Origin of the sequence: Cupriavidus sp. H18C2 (assembly GCF_049393795.1) — a bacterium.
Taxonomy (GTDB): domain Bacteria; phylum Pseudomonadota; class Gammaproteobacteria; order Burkholderiales; family Burkholderiaceae; genus Cupriavidus; species Cupriavidus pauculus_C.
On record NZ_CP186010.1, the window covers coordinates 1,451,828 to 1,467,616 of the forward strand.

14 protein-coding genes are annotated in these 15,789 nt (G+C 68.7%); 6 read left to right on the forward strand and 8 right to left on the reverse strand.

What is annotated here, in order from left to right; all coding sequences use genetic code 11:
* The first annotated feature begins 69 nt into the window (after nt 1-69).
* The 4 genes from rimO (at nt 70) to EPAKOI_RS06710 (ending at nt 4,705) form a co-directional block, all read left to right on the forward strand.
* A complete protein-coding gene (rimO, locus tag EPAKOI_RS06695) occupies nt 70-1,443 on the forward strand; it encodes a 30S ribosomal protein S12 methylthiotransferase RimO (RefSeq protein WP_124684434.1) in 1,374 nt (457 codons plus the stop codon).
* 115 nt (nt 1,444-1,558) lie between these two features.
* On the forward strand, nt 1,559-2,743 hold the full coding sequence (bktB, locus tag EPAKOI_RS06700) for a beta-ketothiolase BktB (RefSeq protein ID WP_124684433.1): 1,185 nt from the start codon (nt 1,559-1,561) through the stop codon (nt 2,741-2,743).
* A gap of 85 nt (nt 2,744-2,828) precedes the next feature.
* Nucleotides 2,829-3,395, forward strand: a complete 567-nt coding sequence (locus tag EPAKOI_RS06705; protein ID WP_124685124.1) for a hypothetical protein — start codon at nt 2,829-2,831, stop codon at nt 3,393-3,395.
* Between the two features lie 95 nt (nt 3,396-3,490).
* Nucleotides 3,491-4,705, forward strand: coding sequence for a cystathionine beta-lyase (locus EPAKOI_RS06710; RefSeq protein ID WP_423193328.1), 1,215 nt, complete (start codon nt 3,491-3,493; stop codon nt 4,703-4,705).
* Between the two features lie 72 nt (nt 4,706-4,777).
* On the opposite strand, the gene EPAKOI_RS06715 is transcribed toward EPAKOI_RS06710, so the two are convergent.
* From EPAKOI_RS06715 to mfd, 6 genes are all read right to left on the reverse strand, one after another.
* Complete coding sequence (locus EPAKOI_RS06715; RefSeq protein ID WP_423193329.1) at nt 4,778-6,409, reverse strand: PepSY-associated TM helix domain-containing protein; 1,632 nt, start codon at nt 6,407-6,409, stop codon at nt 4,778-4,780.
* A 10-nt stretch (nt 6,410-6,419) separates the two neighbouring features.
* The gene (locus EPAKOI_RS06720) at nt 6,420-6,710 is read right to left on the reverse strand and encodes a hypothetical protein (protein ID WP_423193330.1); all 291 of its coding nucleotides are present in this window, start codon (nt 6,708-6,710) and stop codon (nt 6,420-6,422) included.
* Complete coding sequence (locus tag EPAKOI_RS06725; protein WP_253699871.1) at nt 6,707-6,940, reverse strand: hypothetical protein; 234 nt, start codon at nt 6,938-6,940, stop codon at nt 6,707-6,709. Before EPAKOI_RS06725 ends, EPAKOI_RS06720 begins: the two co-directional genes overlap by 4 nt.
* A gap of 338 nt (nt 6,941-7,278) precedes the next feature.
* Nucleotides 7,279-8,133 carry a phosphoserine phosphatase SerB gene (gene serB, locus EPAKOI_RS06730; protein WP_423193331.1) on the reverse strand — a complete coding sequence of 285 codons (855 nt, stop codon included), beginning with the start codon at nt 8,131-8,133 and terminating at the stop codon, nt 7,279-7,281.
* A gap of 102 nt (nt 8,134-8,235) precedes the next feature.
* A complete protein-coding gene (gene argE / locus EPAKOI_RS06735) occupies nt 8,236-9,444 on the reverse strand; it encodes an acetylornithine deacetylase (protein ID WP_423193332.1) in 1,209 nt (402 codons plus the stop codon).
* Between the two features lie 55 nt (nt 9,445-9,499).
* Complete coding sequence (gene mfd, locus EPAKOI_RS06740) at nt 9,500-12,952, reverse strand: transcription-repair coupling factor (RefSeq protein WP_423193333.1); 3,453 nt, start codon at nt 12,950-12,952, stop codon at nt 9,500-9,502.
* Nucleotides 12,953-13,066: 114 nt separating this feature from the next.
* Here mfd and ispD point away from each other — a divergent pair, with 114 nt between their 5' ends.
* Together ispD and ispF are read left to right on the forward strand one after the other, a co-directional pair.
* Nucleotides 13,067-13,855, forward strand: a complete 789-nt coding sequence (gene ispD / locus EPAKOI_RS06745) for a 2-C-methyl-D-erythritol 4-phosphate cytidylyltransferase (protein WP_313837822.1) — start codon at nt 13,067-13,069, stop codon at nt 13,853-13,855.
* A 34-nt stretch (nt 13,856-13,889) separates the two neighbouring features.
* Nucleotides 13,890-14,396, forward strand: a complete 507-nt coding sequence (gene ispF / locus EPAKOI_RS06750; protein ID WP_124684424.1) for a 2-C-methyl-D-erythritol 2,4-cyclodiphosphate synthase — start codon at nt 13,890-13,892, stop codon at nt 14,394-14,396.
* 22 nt (nt 14,397-14,418) lie between these two features.
* Here ispF and EPAKOI_RS06755 read toward each other — a convergent pair whose 3' ends face one another.
* Both EPAKOI_RS06755 and EPAKOI_RS06760 read right to left on the reverse strand, forming a co-directional pair.
* Nucleotides 14,419-15,000: a GNAT family N-acetyltransferase gene (locus EPAKOI_RS06755; RefSeq protein WP_124684423.1), complete on the reverse strand. Its 582-nt coding sequence runs from the start codon at nt 14,998-15,000 to the stop codon at nt 14,419-14,421.
* Between the two features lie 205 nt (nt 15,001-15,205).
* On the reverse strand, nt 15,206-15,727 hold the full coding sequence (locus EPAKOI_RS06760; protein ID WP_124684422.1) for a carboxymuconolactone decarboxylase family protein: 522 nt from the start codon (nt 15,725-15,727) through the stop codon (nt 15,206-15,208).
* Between the last annotated feature and the right edge of the window lie 62 nt (nt 15,728-15,789).

Consider the following 15,789-nt stretch of genomic DNA (forward strand, 5'->3'; position numbering starts at 1 on the left):
CGTCAGTCCAGCGCGGCGCGCCACCGGGGACGGTCGGCCGCCCTTATACCCCCACATTCGCGGTGCCCCATGTCGTCTGAAACCAATCTGTCCAATCCTGCGCCGAAAGTCGGCTTTGTGTCACTTGGCTGCCCGAAGGCCCTTGTGGATTCGGAGCAGATCATCACGCAATTGCGCGCCGAGGGGTACGCCATCAGCGGCACCTACGACGGCGCCGACCTGGTGGTCGTGAACACCTGCGGCTTTATCGACGAAGCGGTGCAGGAAAGCCTGGACGCCATCGGCGAGGCGCTGACCGAGAACGGCAAGGTGATCGTCACCGGCTGTCTCGGGGCCAAGAAGGACGCGGCGGGGCAGGATATCGTGTCGTCGGTCCATCCGAAGGTGCTGGCCGTGACCGGCCCGCACGCGCTGGGCGAGGTCATGCAGGCGGTGCACACCCACCTGCCCAAGCCGCACGACCCGTTCACCGACCTGGTGCCGGCCGCCGGCATCAAGCTCACGCCCAAGCACTACGCCTACCTGAAGATTTCGGAAGGCTGCAACCACCGCTGCTCGTTCTGCATCATCCCGTCGATGCGCGGCGACCTCGTGTCGCGGCCGGTGGCGGAAGTCATGCTCGAAGCCGAGAACCTGTTCAAGGCCGGCGTCAAGGAGTTGCTGGTCATCTCGCAGGACACCAGCGCCTATGGCGTCGACGTCAAGTACCGCACGGGCTTCTGGGCCGGCCGGCCGCTCAAGACCCGCATGACCGAGCTGGTGGCGGCGCTGGGCGAACTGGCCAGCCAGTACGGCGCCTGGGTGCGCCTGCACTATGTCTACCCGTATCCGCACGTCGACGAGGTCATCCCGCTGATGAACCAGGGCCACGTGCTGCCGTACCTGGACGTGCCGCTGCAGCACGCCCACCCCGACGTGCTCAAGCGCATGAAGCGTCCGGCCAATGCCGAAAAGACGCTCGACCGCATCCGTGCCTGGCGTGAGATCTGCCCGGAGCTGACCATCCGCAGCACCTTCATCGCCGGCTTTCCCGGCGAGACCGAGGCCGAATTCCAGACGCTGCTCGACTTCATCGCCGAAGCCGAACTGGACCGCGTGGGCTGCTTTGCCTACTCGCCGGTGGAGGGCGCCACGGCCAACGACCTGCCGGGCGCGCTGCCCGACGCGGTGCGCGAAGAGCGCCGCGCGCGCTTCATGGAAGTGGCCGAGGCCGTGTCGGCCCGCCGGCTGCAGCGCAAGGTGGGCCAGACGCTGCGCGTGCTGGTGGACGAGGTCAACCAGGATGGCGGCATCGGCCGGTCGTCGGCCGACGCGCCCGAGATCGACGGGCTGGTCTACATCGACCCGGCCGCCAAGCCGTCGCAGCGCTACAAGACGGGCGACTTCGTGAACGTCCGGATTACCGGCGCCGACGGCCACGACCTGTGGGGTGAAATCGCCTGACGGAGGTCGTCCCGCAGGCGTGCTCGACCAGACGATTAGGTAAAAGTACGGTCGTTCGCTTTTGGCGATGGACGACTATACTGTGCACCGCAACATGAACGCATGGAGACGAGACATGGCACGTGAAGTGGTGGTTGTCAGCGGTGTGCGCACCGCCATTGGTACCTTCGGCGGCAGCCTGAAGGATCTGGCCCCGACCGAAATGGGCGCCCTGGTGGTACGCGAGGCGCTGGCCCGCGCGTCGGTGTCCGGCGACGACGTCGGCCACGTGGTGTTCGGCAACGTCATCCAGACCGAGCCCAAGGACATGTACCTGGGCCGCGTGGCGGCCGTGAACGGCGGGGTGTCGATCCACGCGCCGGCCATGACCGTGAACCGCCTGTGCGGCTCAGGCCTGCAGGCCATCGTCAGCGCGGCGCAAACCATCCTGCTGGGCGATGCCGAGGTCGCCATCGGCGGCGGCGCCGAGAGCATGAGCCGCGCGCCGTACCTGGCGCCGATGGCGCGCTGGGGCGCCCGCATGGGCGATGCCAAGCTGATCGACATGATGCTGGGCGCGCTGCATGACCCGTTCCACACGATCCACATGGGCGTGACGGCCGAGAACGTGGCCCGGGAATACGACATTTCGCGCCAGCAGCAGGACGAGACGGCGCTGGAATCGCACCGCCGCGCGTCGGCCGCGATCAAGGCCGGGTACTTCAAGGACCAGATCGTCCCGGTCACGCTGAAGTCCCGCAAGGGGGACGTGGTGTTCGACACCGACGAGCACGTGCGGCACGAGGCGACGATGGACGACATGGCCAAGCTCAAGCCGGTGTTCGTCAAGGAAAACGGCACGGTCACGGCCGGCAATGCGTCCGGCCTGAACGACGCGGCCGCGGCCGTGGTGCTGATGGAGCGCGCCGAAGCCGAGCGCCGCGGGCTGAAGCCGCTGGCGCGCCTGGTGTCGTACGGCCATGCCGGCGTCGATCCGAAGACGATGGGCATCGGCCCGGTGCCCGCCACCAAGATCGCGTTGGAGCGCGCCGGCCTGTCGGTCAAGGACCTCGACGTCATCGAAGCCAACGAGGCATTCGCCGCCCAGGCGTGCGCCGTCACCAAGGCGCTGGGCCTGGATCCGGCCAAGGTCAACCCGAACGGCTCGGGCATCTCGCTGGGCCATCCGATCGGTGCCACCGGCGCGCTGATCACGGTCAAGGCCGTGCACGAGCTGCAGCGCGTCCAGGGCCGCTACGCGCTGGTGACGATGTGCATCGGCGGCGGCCAGGGGATTGCCGCAATCTTCGAGCGCGTTTAAAGTCACCCGACGCCCATCGCCCGAGGAAGCGCCCTTGTCCCGTCCTGTCCTGCCCCGCACGTTTTGCCTGTCGATCCTGGCCGGAATGCTGGCGCTGCCCGCCGCAGCGCTGGCCGCCGGGCCGGAGTCGTTGTCGACGGGCGGGCAGGGCGGCTTCGGCATCAACGATGCCATCAAGTCTGGCGAGGCCAGGCGCGGGACAAGCCTGTCGACGGGGCCGGCGCGGATGCTGGCACCCCGGCAGGAATATTCGCAGTACCCGGTCTACGTCGGCACGGTTGGCGACAAACCGGTCAAGATGCGCATCGCGCCCAAGACCGACACCCGGGACAGCCTGCAGGGCGAGTACTCGATTGGCGACGGCAAGGGCGTGCGGCTGCTGTCCGGCGAATGGGACAACGGCACCTTCCTGATGGAGGAGTCCGACGACGGCACGCGGGTGTCCGGCAACTGGGAAGGCCAGATCGACCGGAACGGCGCGGTGCGCGGCACGTGGACCGACGCCTACAACCCGGCCATCGTCCTGCCGTTCCTGATCCGGCCATTCGGCGGCTACCTGGTGATCCCGCCATTCGACATGACGCCCAGCAGCGGCGTCACCTACGCGCCACCGCCGCCCAAGTCGTCGATCACGACGACCAAGCCCCGCTAGGTTCTCCGCCCGGCAGCGGCGCCCGGCCGCGTGGCGGGCGCGGCATTTGCTGGTAAGCTCGGACGTTCGATCCGTCTTCTCCAGGGAACCACGCCGTGTCCGCTTCCGACTCGTCCAACCACCCGCCGCGCTTTATCCAGACCACCGCCGTCCAGCCCGATCTCGACATCGCGCCGGGCTTTGCCTCGTTCTCCACGCCCACGTATCGCGGTTCCACCATCGTGTTCCGCAACCTGGCCGAGCTGCGCGCCTATGGCGATGCCAGCAAGACCTACTGGCGCTACGGCCTGCACGCCACCCCCACCAGCGAGGCGCTGTGCCAGCAACTGGCCCAGATCGAAGGCGGCCGCCACACGCTGCTGCTGCCGTCGGGCATGGGGGCGATCTCGCTGGTCTACTTCGCGCTGCTGCGGTCGGGTGACGACGTGCTGGTGCCGGACAACGTCTACGGCCCCAACCGCGACCACGGCGAATGGCTGGCGCGTGAGTATGGCGTGACGGTGCGCTACTACCACCCGTCCATCGGCGCGGGCATCGAGGCGCTGATCCAGCCCAACACGCGGCTGATCTGGATGGAGGCGCCCGGCTCCGTGACGATGGAAGTGCCCGACTGCGACGCCATCGTGGCCGCCGCCCGCGCGCGCGGCGTGCTGACTGCCATCGACAACACCTGGTCGGCCGGCGTCTATTTCAAGCCGTTCGACAAGGGCATCGACATCTCGGTGCAGGCGCTGACCAAGTACCAGTCGGGCGGGAGCGACGTGCTGATGGGCGCCGTGATCACGCGCGACGACAAGGTCCACGACCGGCTCAAGCGCACCCGCATGATCATGGGCTGGGGCGTCTCGGCCGACGATTGCTTCCTGGTGCTGCGCGGGCTGGCGAGCATGCCCGTGCGGCTCGCTGCCCATGACCGCGCGGCGCGCGAAGTGGCGGAATGGCTGAAGCAGCGGCCCGAAGTCACGCGGGTACTGCACCCGGCGCTGCCCGACTGCCCCGGCCATGCCGAGTGGACGCGCGACTTCACGGGCGCCGGCGGCCTGTTTTCGATCATCCTGCACGACCGGTACTCGCGCGAGCAGGTGGACGCCTTTGTCGAGGCGCTGAAGCTGTTTGCCATCGGTTGGTCATGGGGCGGGGCGCACAGCCTGGCGGTGCCGTACCACGTCGATACGATGCGCCCGGCCGGCACGTGGCCGCCCGCCGGCTGGGAGAACGCCGGCGAACTGGTGCGGCTCTATATCGGCCTGGAGGACACCCGCGACCTGATCGGCGACCTGAAGCAGGCGATGGAGACCCAGCTCCGCTGAACCTCCGCCCCGCGCCATCCGGCCAACAAAAAAGCCCCGCGAATGCGGGGCTTTTGCATGGGCAAGCCGACCTCAGGAGGCGTCGGCCTTGCGCATCGTGGCCTGCGGCGCCGCCTCGGGCGTCGCGCTGCGGATGGCCCAGACCGACTCGGCCGGACCGTTCTGCGTGCGGCGCTGCGTGGCACGGGCCAGCGCGACGTAGCCCACCGCCAGCGCCAGGCCGCCAATGTCGAACCCGGCAATCACCCAGCGGCCGTTGAGCGCCGCCGCGAACAGGTGGTCGCCGGTCAGCACCCAGTTGGACACCGGCACGGCCAGCGTCGCCAGCGCCGCCACGTAGAGCAGTTCCACGGCCGCCCGGATCGGCGGACGGATCAGCGCCCAGGCCAGGGACAGCCCGAATGCCGGCCAGAACACGTAGCTGACAGCACGCTCCGGCCACAGCAGCGCGGCCGGGAAGCACAGCGCCACGCCGATACAGGTGCCGATGCAGACGCCGACCGTGGCCTGCGCCAGCAGCTTGTGCACGCGCGGCTGCTCGGCCTGGCGCGACTTGCGCCGCGTCTCGATCCACAGCAGATTGCCCGAGTAGAACAGGAACGCCCCGGCCAGCCCGGCGATCAGGTACACCAGCCGCACGGCCAGGTCGCCATAGGTGCCGTAGTGCAGCGCGAACATGGCGCTGTACACCATGTGGTTCGTGTCGCGCGCGCCGGCCGTCTGGTTGGCGATCAACTGGCCAGCGTTCGGCTCGTTGGCGGCGGCATGGATGCCGACCGAGCCGCCGTTGCCCAGCGCCCGCACGCTGTCGCCGCGCACTTCCGCCACGGCGTTGGCGTCGCCATAGCGCTGGAAGCGGATCGCGCTCGGGGTAAAGCGTTCGCCGCCGTGCTCGCGTGCGATGGCCAGCAACTGGGCCGACGACATCGTCGGCGAGGGCCGGCCCGACGCCGACACCTCGGGCGTGGCGCTGGTCACGCGCGGCACCACCTCGAACAGCTTGCCGTCGAACGTCAGCATGTTGAACACCATCACCATGACCAGCGACAGGCAGAAGAACGCGCCCGTCACCGCGAAGATCAGGTGGAACGGCAGGCTGAACAGGCCCAGCACGTTGTGGGTGTCCATCCAGAACCGCTTGAGGTTGCGGCCCGGGCGGACCGAGAACAGGTCCTTTTTCAGGCGCGGCAGGTGCAGGATCACGCCCGACACCAGCGCCAGCCCGTACAGCACCGAGATCACGCCCATGAAGTACATGCCGTTCAGCCCCAGGCCCAGCGAGTAGTGCAGGGCGTTCAGGAAGGCCGACAGCTCGCCGGTCACGTGGTCCAGCGACGTGTCGTTCTGGGCCGCCTTGTCGCCGCCCAGCCGCTCGCCGCTCATCGTGTGCCACTCGCCGGCCTTGTCCTGCCAGTAGGCGTTGAAGTCCGGCTCTTCCTTGCTCGGCAGGCCAACGTAGACGCTGTTGGCGGCGTCCGGGTGGACGGCGATCAGCTTCTGCACGAAAGCGTCGATGGCGGGCCCCTCGACGTGGACCTCTGTGGCGTGCCGGCCTTCCAGCCGGTCCGGGTTCTGCCACACGTGCAGCTCGTGGTGGAACACGGTGATGGCGCCCGCGAAGAACGCGATGAACAGCGCCCAGCCGGCCATCAGGCCGACCCAGGTATGGAGCGTATTGAAGACGCGCAGGGTATTGGGTTTCATGAGCATTTCCTCAATGGCCCAGGCCCGTCGACGCGGGGGGCATTGCATGCATGAGGCGGACCGCCCAGAGGATGCCGTAGCAGACCAGGTTGCCACCGATCAGCCAGAGCCACGCGGCGCGGCTGGTCTGGCACAGCAGGCTCAGGCTGATGATGGCCACCCACAGGACGAAACTGAGCATGATGGCGAGCACGACGCCGCCTTCCCAGCCGCCCGGCAGCCAGAGAATGCCGAGCGTGCAGAGCGCGATGGCCAGCGGCAGGCCCAGCAGCGCGCCGGCGAGCCATTTGGTGCCGATCATGATGCGCTCCCTTCGCCCGGCATGTCGTCGTAGCGCTTGTGGTGGATCCAGGTGCCGATGAACGGCCAGGCGGACAGGCTGCAGGTCAGCGTCACCAGCGTGGCGGCGATGGCCACGGGCCAGCCCTCGGGCACGCTCATGACCCACGTGCCGGCCACGGCCAGCGCGACGCCGAGCCAGAACAGCAGGCGCGGCGGCAGCGGGGCGCGGCCGTCGTTGCTGGCGTCCACGCAAAGCACCTGGTTAGGGGCGGAAAGATAGAGGCACGCCGCGGCGGCCAGGGATAGAAGTACGGCAAACGCTTGCATGCGTCGGGCAACCCGGTGGGGATCGGTCAGGCGGGAAAGGACTAATAATAATGATTCGCATTTGATTTCACAAGGAAATCAAGGCCTTATGTTGCAGTGCCGTGCGCATGTGACCGAAATGCCAATGACGGAAATGTAATGTGACAGACGCATCGAACTGTGCGCGCAGCAGGGTGCCGGACGGCGGGCAGGTAGTGAAGCTGCCGCCGACGGACGTCAGCGGCGGAACAGGGGAGCGGGCCGCGTGGCCGGTACGCCGCTCAGCGGGAGAACAGGTTCAGCAGGCCGTCCAGCCCCACGTGGTTGAACGCGACGCTGGCCTGCGCCCGCACCACGGGTTTGGCGCGGAAGGCCACTGACAGCCCCGCCACGGCCATCATCTTGAGGTCGTTCGAGCCGTCGCCCATGACGATGGCCTGCGACGGATCGGCGCCGATCTGCGCGCACACCTCGCGCACGGTGCGGGCCTTGACATCGGCATTGACGATTTCGCCCACCACGTTGCCGGTCAGCTTGCCGTCGACGATTTCCAGCGTGTTGGCGCGCGTGAAATCGAGCTTGAGCCGGGGCTTGAGCTGGTCGGTGAAGTGGACAAAGCCGCCCGACACCAGCAGCGTCTTCAGCCCCAGCGCCTGCACGGCCTCCAGCATTCGCTCGGCGCCCGGCGACAGGCGCAGGCGCTCGGCGTAGACGCGGTCCAGCACGCTGGCGTCCAGGCCCTTGAGCAGCGCCACGCGGCGGCGCAGGCTTTCGTTGAAATCGGTGATCTCGCCGCGCATGGCGGCCTCGGTGATGGCCGACACCTCGGCCTTGAGCCCGCAGAAATCGGCAATCTCGTCGATGCATTCGATCGTGATCAGCGTCGAATCCATGTCCATCGCCACGAGCCGGAAGTCCGACAGCTTGCGGCCGGCCGGCACCACGGCCCAGTCGATGCCGCGTACGCCGCACACGGCGTCCAGCGCGTCGCGCAGGGCCGGGGTCAGCGGATCGCAGTCCTCGGCGGCGGCCACGGTGTCGCTGCGCGGGGCGAAGGCGGAAGCGTTGGCCACCTTGCGCACGGCATCGAGGTCAGCGGCGGACAGCGGGGACAGGCTCTGGAGAATCAGGGGCATGACGGCAGGAAACGGATACGGGCGGCCGGGTAGGGCGGCCGGGAGGGCGGTATTGTACTGCGCGGCGGCCGGCTCCCGCGCGGGCGGGGGCCGGCTGGCCGATCAGGCCACGCGCAGGCTGTCCACAACCTTGTGCAGGAACGCTTCGCACGCGGCCAGCTGGTCCAGCGCGACGAATTCGTCGGGCTTGTGGGCCTGCTGGATGTCGCCGGGGCCGCAGACCACGGCCGGGATGCCGGCGCGCTGGAACAGCCCGGCCTCGGTGCCGTAGGCCACCTTGTTGGTCTCGCGGTCGGCGGTCAGCGCGCGCACCAGTTGCGTGATGGCGTCGGACTCGGCCGCGTCCAGCGACGGCGCCGCCGCGATCTTGCTGATCGCCATGCCGGCATCCACGTGCTCGGCGCGCATCTTCGGCACCAGCACGTCGTTCACGTACTGCTGGATCCGCGCCAGGATGGCCTCGGGGTCCACGCCGGGCAGGTTGCGGAACTCGAACACGAACTCGCACTCGGCCGGGATCGTGTTCAGCGCGATGCCGCCGTGGATCGTGCCGGTGGACGCGGTCGTGAACGGCACGTCGAACGCCTGGTCGTACGGGCCGTTGGCCTTGAACTCGTCGGCGATGTCGCGGATGTAGCAGATCAGCCGCGCCGCGTACTCGATGGCGTTGACGCCCTTGGGCGTCAGCGACGAGTGGGCCGCCTGGCCCTTCACGCAGCAGCGGTAGGCGTTGATGCCCTTGTGCGCCACGATCACGCGCATGCTGGTCGGCTCGCCGACGATGCAGCCGGCCGGCGTCACGCCGCGGTCGCGCAGTTCGGCCAGCAGGTACGGCGCGCCCATGCAGCCGATTTCCTCGTCGAACGACAGCGCGTAGTGCACCGGCTCGCGCAGCCTTGCGTCCAGGATGGTCGGCAGCAGCGCCAGGCTGGTGCCGATGAAACCCTTCATGTCGCAGGTGCCGCGGCCGTACAGCCGGCCGTCGCGGATCACGGGCTTGAACGGGTCGGTGGTCCAGTTCTGGCCGTCCACGGGCACCACGTCGGTGTGGCCGGACAGCACGATGCCGCCGTCGGTGGCGCCGTTGGCGGCCGGCACCGTGACGAACAGGTTGGCCTTGTCGCCGGCCGGGTTGTAGCTCAGGTGCGGGCGCAGGCCCTTGGCCAGGAAGTGGTCGCGCACCGCTTCGATCAGGCCCAGGTTCGAGTGGCGCGACGTGGTGTCGAACGACACCAGGCGCTGGGTCCAGTCCAGCGCGCTGCCGCGCTGCGGGGCTTCGTGGTCGGCGGTGCGGGGGGCGGCGGCTTGCATGGGCGGTCGAAAACGTTGATGTGTCAAGGGTGTGATGCTACACCGGCTGGCCCGGTCAGGCCAGTTGGCGCAGCGTGTGCTTGATGGTCTGCGCGCGGGCGCCCACGTCGGGCATCTTGGCCTCGATGCGCAGCTTGTCCTGTCCGGCCAGCTTGATGTGCTTGTTCTTCTGCACGAGGTCGATGATCCGGATGGCGTCGATCGGTGGGTTCGGCACGAACTGCACGCTGACCGTGGCCTCGCCGGCGTCGATCTTGCGCACGCCCAGCGGCGCGGCGGCAATGCGCAGCCGGTGCGTCTCGATCAGCGCCTGGGCCTGCGGCGGCAGCTTGCCGAAGCGGTCGATCAGCTCTTCCTGGATGTCGTCCACGCGGTCGGCCGTCTCGCAGTTGGCCAGCCGCTTGTAGAGCGACAGCCGCTCGTGCACGTCGGCGCAGTAGTCGTTCGGCAGCAGCGCCGGCGTGCCCAGGTTGATCTCGGTGGTGGCCGCCAGCGGCGCCATCAGGTCCGGCTCCTTGCCGGCCTTGAGCGACTTCACGGCCGCGTTGAGCATGTCGGTGTAAAGCTGGAAGCCGATCTCCTGGATCTCGCCCGACTGCTTGTCGCCCAGCACCTCGCCCGCGCCGCGAATTTCCAGGTCGTGCATCGCCAGGTAGAAGCCCGAGCCCAGTTCCTCCATCTGCTGGATGGCCTCCAGCCGGCGCTGCGCCTGCTTGGTCAGCCCGTCCACGTCATGCACCAGCAGGTAGGCGTAGGCCTGGTGGTGGCTGCGGCCCACGCGCCCGCGCAACTGGTGAAGCTGCGCCAGGCCGAAGCGGTCGGCGCGGTGGATCAGGATCGTGTTGGCGGTGGGCACGTCGATGCCGGTCTCGATGATGGTCGTGCACAGCAGGATGTTGTCGCGGCGGGCCACGAAGTCGCGCATCACGCGCTCCAGTTCGCGCTCGTGCATCTGGCCGTGCGCCACGGCGATGCGCGCCTCGGGCACCAGTTCGGCCAGCCGGGCCCGCTTGTTCTCGATCGTCTCCACCTCGTTGTGCAGGAAGTAGACCTGCCCGCCGCGCTTGAGCTCGCGCAGGATGGCCTCGCGGATCACGCCGTCTTCCTCGCGGCGCACGAACGTCTTGATCGCCAGCCGCTTCTGCGGCGCCGTGGCGATGACCGAGAAGTCGCGCAGCCCTTCCAGCGCCATGCCCAGCGTGCGCGGGATCGGCGTGGCGGTCAGCGTCAGCACGTCCACCTCGGCGCGCAGCGTCTTGAGCGCTTCCTTCTGGCGCACGCCAAAGCGGTGTTCCTCGTCGATGATGACCAGGCCCAGCCGCTGGAACTTCACCTCGTCGGACAGCAGCTTGTGCGTGCCGATGACGATGTCCACCGTGCCCTCGTTGATCTGCTTGATCGCCGCGTCTACTTCCTTCCTGGTCTTGAACCGCGACAGTTCGACGATGCGCACCGGCCATTCGGCAAAGCGGTCGGACAGGGTCTGGAAATGCTGCTCGGCCAGCAGCGTGGTGGGCGCCAGCATGGCCACCTGCTTGCCGCCCAGCACGGCCACGAACGCGGCGCGCAGCGCCACCTCGGTCTTGCCGAAGCCCACGTCGCCGCAGACCAGCCGGTCCATCGGCTTGCCTGACGTCATGTCGGCGATGACGGCCGAGATGGCGGCCGCCTGGTCCGGGGTTTCCTCGAAGCCGAAGCTTTCGGCAAAGGTCTCGTAGTCCTTGGGCTGCAGCGGGAACGCAAAGCCCTGGCGCAGCGCGCGGCGGGCGTACAGGTTCAGCAGCTCGGCCGCCGTGTCGCGGATCTGCTGCGCGGCGCGGCGCTTGGCCTTGTCCCACTGGCCGGTGCCCAGCGAGTGCAGCGGCGCGGTGTCCGGATCGGCGCCCGAATAGCGCGAGATCACGTGCAACTGGTGCACCGGCACGTAGAGCTTGCTGCCCTTGTCGTAGTCCAGGTGCAGGAATTCCTCGTCGCCCTGGCCCATGTCCAGCGTGACCAGGCCCTGGTAGCGGCCGATGCCGTGCTCGCTGTGCACCACGGGATCGCCAATCTTCAGCTCGGCCAGGTCGCGCACCATCGCGTCGACGGTGCTGGCCTGCTCCTGCTTGCGGCGGCCGGCGCGGCGCGCGGTGCCGGCGTACAGCTCGTTCTCGGTGACGAAGGCCAGCTGGGCGCCGGGCAGCGCGAAGCCGGTCTGCAGCGGCGCCACGGCGATCGAGAAATGCGAATCGCCGGCCAGGAACGCCGCGAAATCGTCCACCACCATCGGCCGCAGCCCGCTTTCGGCAAACAACTGCATCAGCGTCTCGCGCCGGCCGGCGGAGTCGGCGCACATCAGCACGCGCGTGGCCTTGTTCAGCAGCAGCGCTTCCAGGTTGACCAGCGGGTCCTCGGCGCGGCGGTTGACCGAGACGTCGGGCAGGCTGGCCGCGAGCGACGGCTGGTCCGCCGGCGACGGCTCGCGCTGCAGCACCAGCCGGGCCAGCGGCTTGGCGCCGACGAAGAACTGCTCCTCGGACAGGAACAGCTCGGCCGGCGGCAGCAGCGGCCGCTCGCGGTCGTGCCGCATGAAGGTGTAGCGCTGGGTGGTATCGGCCCAGAAGCGGCGGATGGCGTCGTCCACCTGGCCCGCGAACGCCAGCTGCGTGCCGGCCGGCAGGTAGTCGAACAGCGTGGCGCTTTCTTCAAAGAACAGCGGCAGGTAGTACTCGATGCCCGCCGACGGCACGCCGTTGCCGATGTCCTTGTAGATCGGCGACTTGGTCGGATCGCCCTCGAACACCTCGCGCCAGCGGCCCCGGAAGGCCGTGCGCGCGGGCTCGTCCAGCGGAAACTCGCGGCCCGGCAGCAGCCGGACTTCCTTGACCGGGTAAAGGCTGCGCTGGGAATCGGGATCGAACGCGCGGATGGTCTCGATCTCGTCGCCGAACAGGTCGATCCGGTACGGCAGCGCCGACCCCATCGGATACAGGTCGATCAGCCCGCCGCGCACGCTGTATTCGCCGGGACGCATCACGGCGCTCACGTGCTCGTAGCCGGCCAGCGTGAACTGCGCCTTGAGCGCCGCCTCGTCCAGCCGCTCGCCCTGCTTGAAAAAGAACGTGTAGGCCGCCAGGAACGACGGCGGGGCCAGCCGGTAGAGCGCCGTTGACGCCGGCACGATCATCACGTCGCACTGGCCGGTCTGGATGTCGTGCAGCGTGGCCAGGCGCTCGGAGACGAGGTCCTGGTGCGGCGAGAAGCTGTCGTAGGGCAGCGTTTCCCAGTCGGGCAGCAGCCGCACGCGCAGTTCCGGCGCGAACCACGGGATTTCCTCGGCCAGCCGCTGCGCGTCCATGGCGTTGGCGCAGACCACGGCCACCATCGGCACGGTGCCGCGATGCTGGCGGGCGTAGGCGGCCACCACGAGCGCGTCGGCGGACCCGGTCAGGCCGCTCACGGCATGGCGCAGGCCGGGCTTGACCAGGGGCAGGGCGGCGAAGGGAAATGCGGTAACGGTGTCAGGCATTGGCAGCAGTAAACGCAAAAACGACGACACCCCGCCGGCAGGGGCGCGGGGCGCTCAGCGGGCAGGGCGGTCGATCATGCCAGCCATGGCGGCGGGCGAGGGCCGTATTATAGAATGCGCACCGGCCGGCCCGCTGGCCGGCTCACTTTTTCCCCAGGCCCCATAAACGTGTCCGATCGTCGATTCGCCCTGATTCCCTGTGCCGGAACCGGCAGCCGTGCCGGTGGCGCCGTGCAGAAGCAGTACCAGACCGTGGCGGGCCGGCCGATGCTCTGGTATGCGCTGGCCGCGTTCTCGGCCAGCGAGGCCATCAGCGCCACGGCGCTGGTGCTGGCGCCCGACGACATGCCGCTGGCGTCGCGCTTTGGCGCCGAGGCGTTTGCCGGCCTGCGGTTCGATACCGCGTTCGTCGGCGGCGATTCGCGCCACGCCTCGGTGCTGGCCGGCCTGCATCACCTGGGCACGCTGGGCGCCCGGGACACCGACTGGGTGCTGGTCCACGATGCCGCGCGCCCCGGCCTGACCACGGCGATGATCGACACGCTGGTGCGGGCCGTGGAGTCAGACGACACGGCCAGCGAGCCGATCGGCGGCATCCTGGCGGTGCCGGTGCCCGACACGCTCAAGCGCGCCGACGCCACCGCGCGCATTGGCGGCACCGTGCCGCGCGACGGCCTGTGGCAGGCGCAGACGCCCCAGATGTTCCGCATCGGCGTGCTGTGCCATGCGCTGGAAGACGCCATGGCCGCTGGCGCCGTGGTCACCGACGAGGCCAGCGCCATCGAGCGGCTGGGCCTGCATCCGCGCCTGGTCAACGGCTCGCTGCGCAACTTCAAGGTGACCTACCCGGAAGACTTCGCGCTGGCCGACGTGCTGCTGCGCACGGGGCATCCGGCCGCCTGAGCCGGCCCCCGAACCATTTTTGCAAGGAGTCGTTTTGAATCCGTTCGATATTCGCGTAGGGCAGGGCTATGACGTGCACGCCCTGGTGCCGGGGCGCAAGCTGATCCTCGGGGGCGTGGACATTCCCCATGACCGCGGCCTGCTGGGCCACTCGGACGCCGACGCGCTGCTGCACGCCGTGACCGACGCACTGTTCGGCGCCGCCGCGCTGGGCGACATCGGCCGCCACTTTCCGGACACCGCCGCCGAGTTCAAGGGCGCCGACAGCCGCGTGCTGCTGCGCGAGGCCGCGCGGCGCGTGCGCGAGGCCGGGTTCGAGATCGGCAATGTCGATGCCACCGTCATCGCGCAGAAGCCCAAGCTCGCGCCGCACATCGGCGGCATGGTGGCAAACCTGGCCGAGGACCTGGGGTTGCCCGTCACGCGCTGCAACGTCAAGGCCAAGACCAACGAGAAGCTGGGGTTCGAAGGCAAGGAAGAGGGGATCGTCGCCCAGGCGGCGGTGCTGATCTACCGCCGGCCGGAAGACGCGCAGGACTGACGGCCGGCGGCCGCCCGGCAGATCAGGGGGCGGCCGGCGACGGCGCGGCGGGCGCCTCGGCCGTGATCGGGTAGACGTAGTCGATCAGCCGCGCCATGGCGCCGTGGCGCGAGCCCGCTTCGGTGCGTTTCTGGAAGCCCATCTGCTCGCAGAGCTTGATGGCGGAGTCCATCTCGGGCATCGCGCGGCAGACCAGCGTCTGGGCGCCGATATCGCGGGCGCGCTGGATGCAGATCTGCATCAGCCGCTTGCCCAGCCCCAGGCCGCGCGCCTGCGGGCTGACCGACAGCAGCCGGGCCTCGGGCTGCGTCAGCGTGATCGTGGAATCGTCGAGCGCGGGCAGCGTGGCGCCCGGATGGCAGAACAGCACGGCGCCGCTGATACCGTGGTCGGTCTCGGCGACCCACCATTCCATGTCGGGATTGTCCTTGGCGGCCAGCACGGACTGCATGCCGCGCTGGAACGACGCCCGGCAATCCTCCATGATCTCCAGTTCATACTGCCCGTAGGCCTGCTGGGTGACCGCGGCGATATCGCCCCAGTCGTGTACCGCGGCCAGCCGGAACCTGAAACGCGGCGAGTTCGGGGAAGGCAAGGTGCTCATGGCGACAGCGAAGTTCGTGACCTTGCGTCGATTGTAGGCCGCGCCATCCACAAATGCACCGGGTCGTTCCGCTGGTTCGCGTGTCGGACAACACCAATTGACCGAGACAGGAAAAAGGCCGGCGGACGCTCCCAGGCGTCCGCCGGCCTTGCCCGCCTTGCGGCGTGCCGCGCGGTACTTGCGGCCCGTTGGGCCGCGAAGCCGCTTATTCGGCGGCGATGACGTTGGCTGCCGCGCCGATCACGGCGGCAATGCGGCCCACGTCGCGCAGTTGCTGGGCGCTCATGCCCTGCTCGTTCTTGAGCAGCTGGTAGTGCGACTTTACGCAGAAATGGCACTTGCCGATGATCGACGCGGCCAGCGCGTACATCTCGAAGCGGCGCTTGTCCACGCCGCCGTGGGTGGCGTAGGCGTTCATGCGCAGGCCGGCCGGCTGGCTGGCCAGGTCCGGGTCCTCGGCCATCTCGACGTACGGGTACCAGAGGTTGTTCATGCCCATCAGCGCGGCGGCCGTCTGCGCGGCCGTCACTTCCTCGGGCGACAGCACGTTGGCATTGCGGATCACGTCGACGATCACCTTGCTCTTGGCCGCGAAGGCCGCCGCCAGCGCCACGCCGACCGCGTCGTTGCCTTCCAGCGTCGAGCGGGCAATCGTGCCATCCACGTTCAGGCGGATGTCCTTGGCGTAGTCGGGAACCAGATTCTTAATCGTGCTGAGGAATTCCATTTATTTCTCCTATCGACGAGGGCTCAAAAAACCCGCACATAGCGGGTTTCGGCATGGAAGGG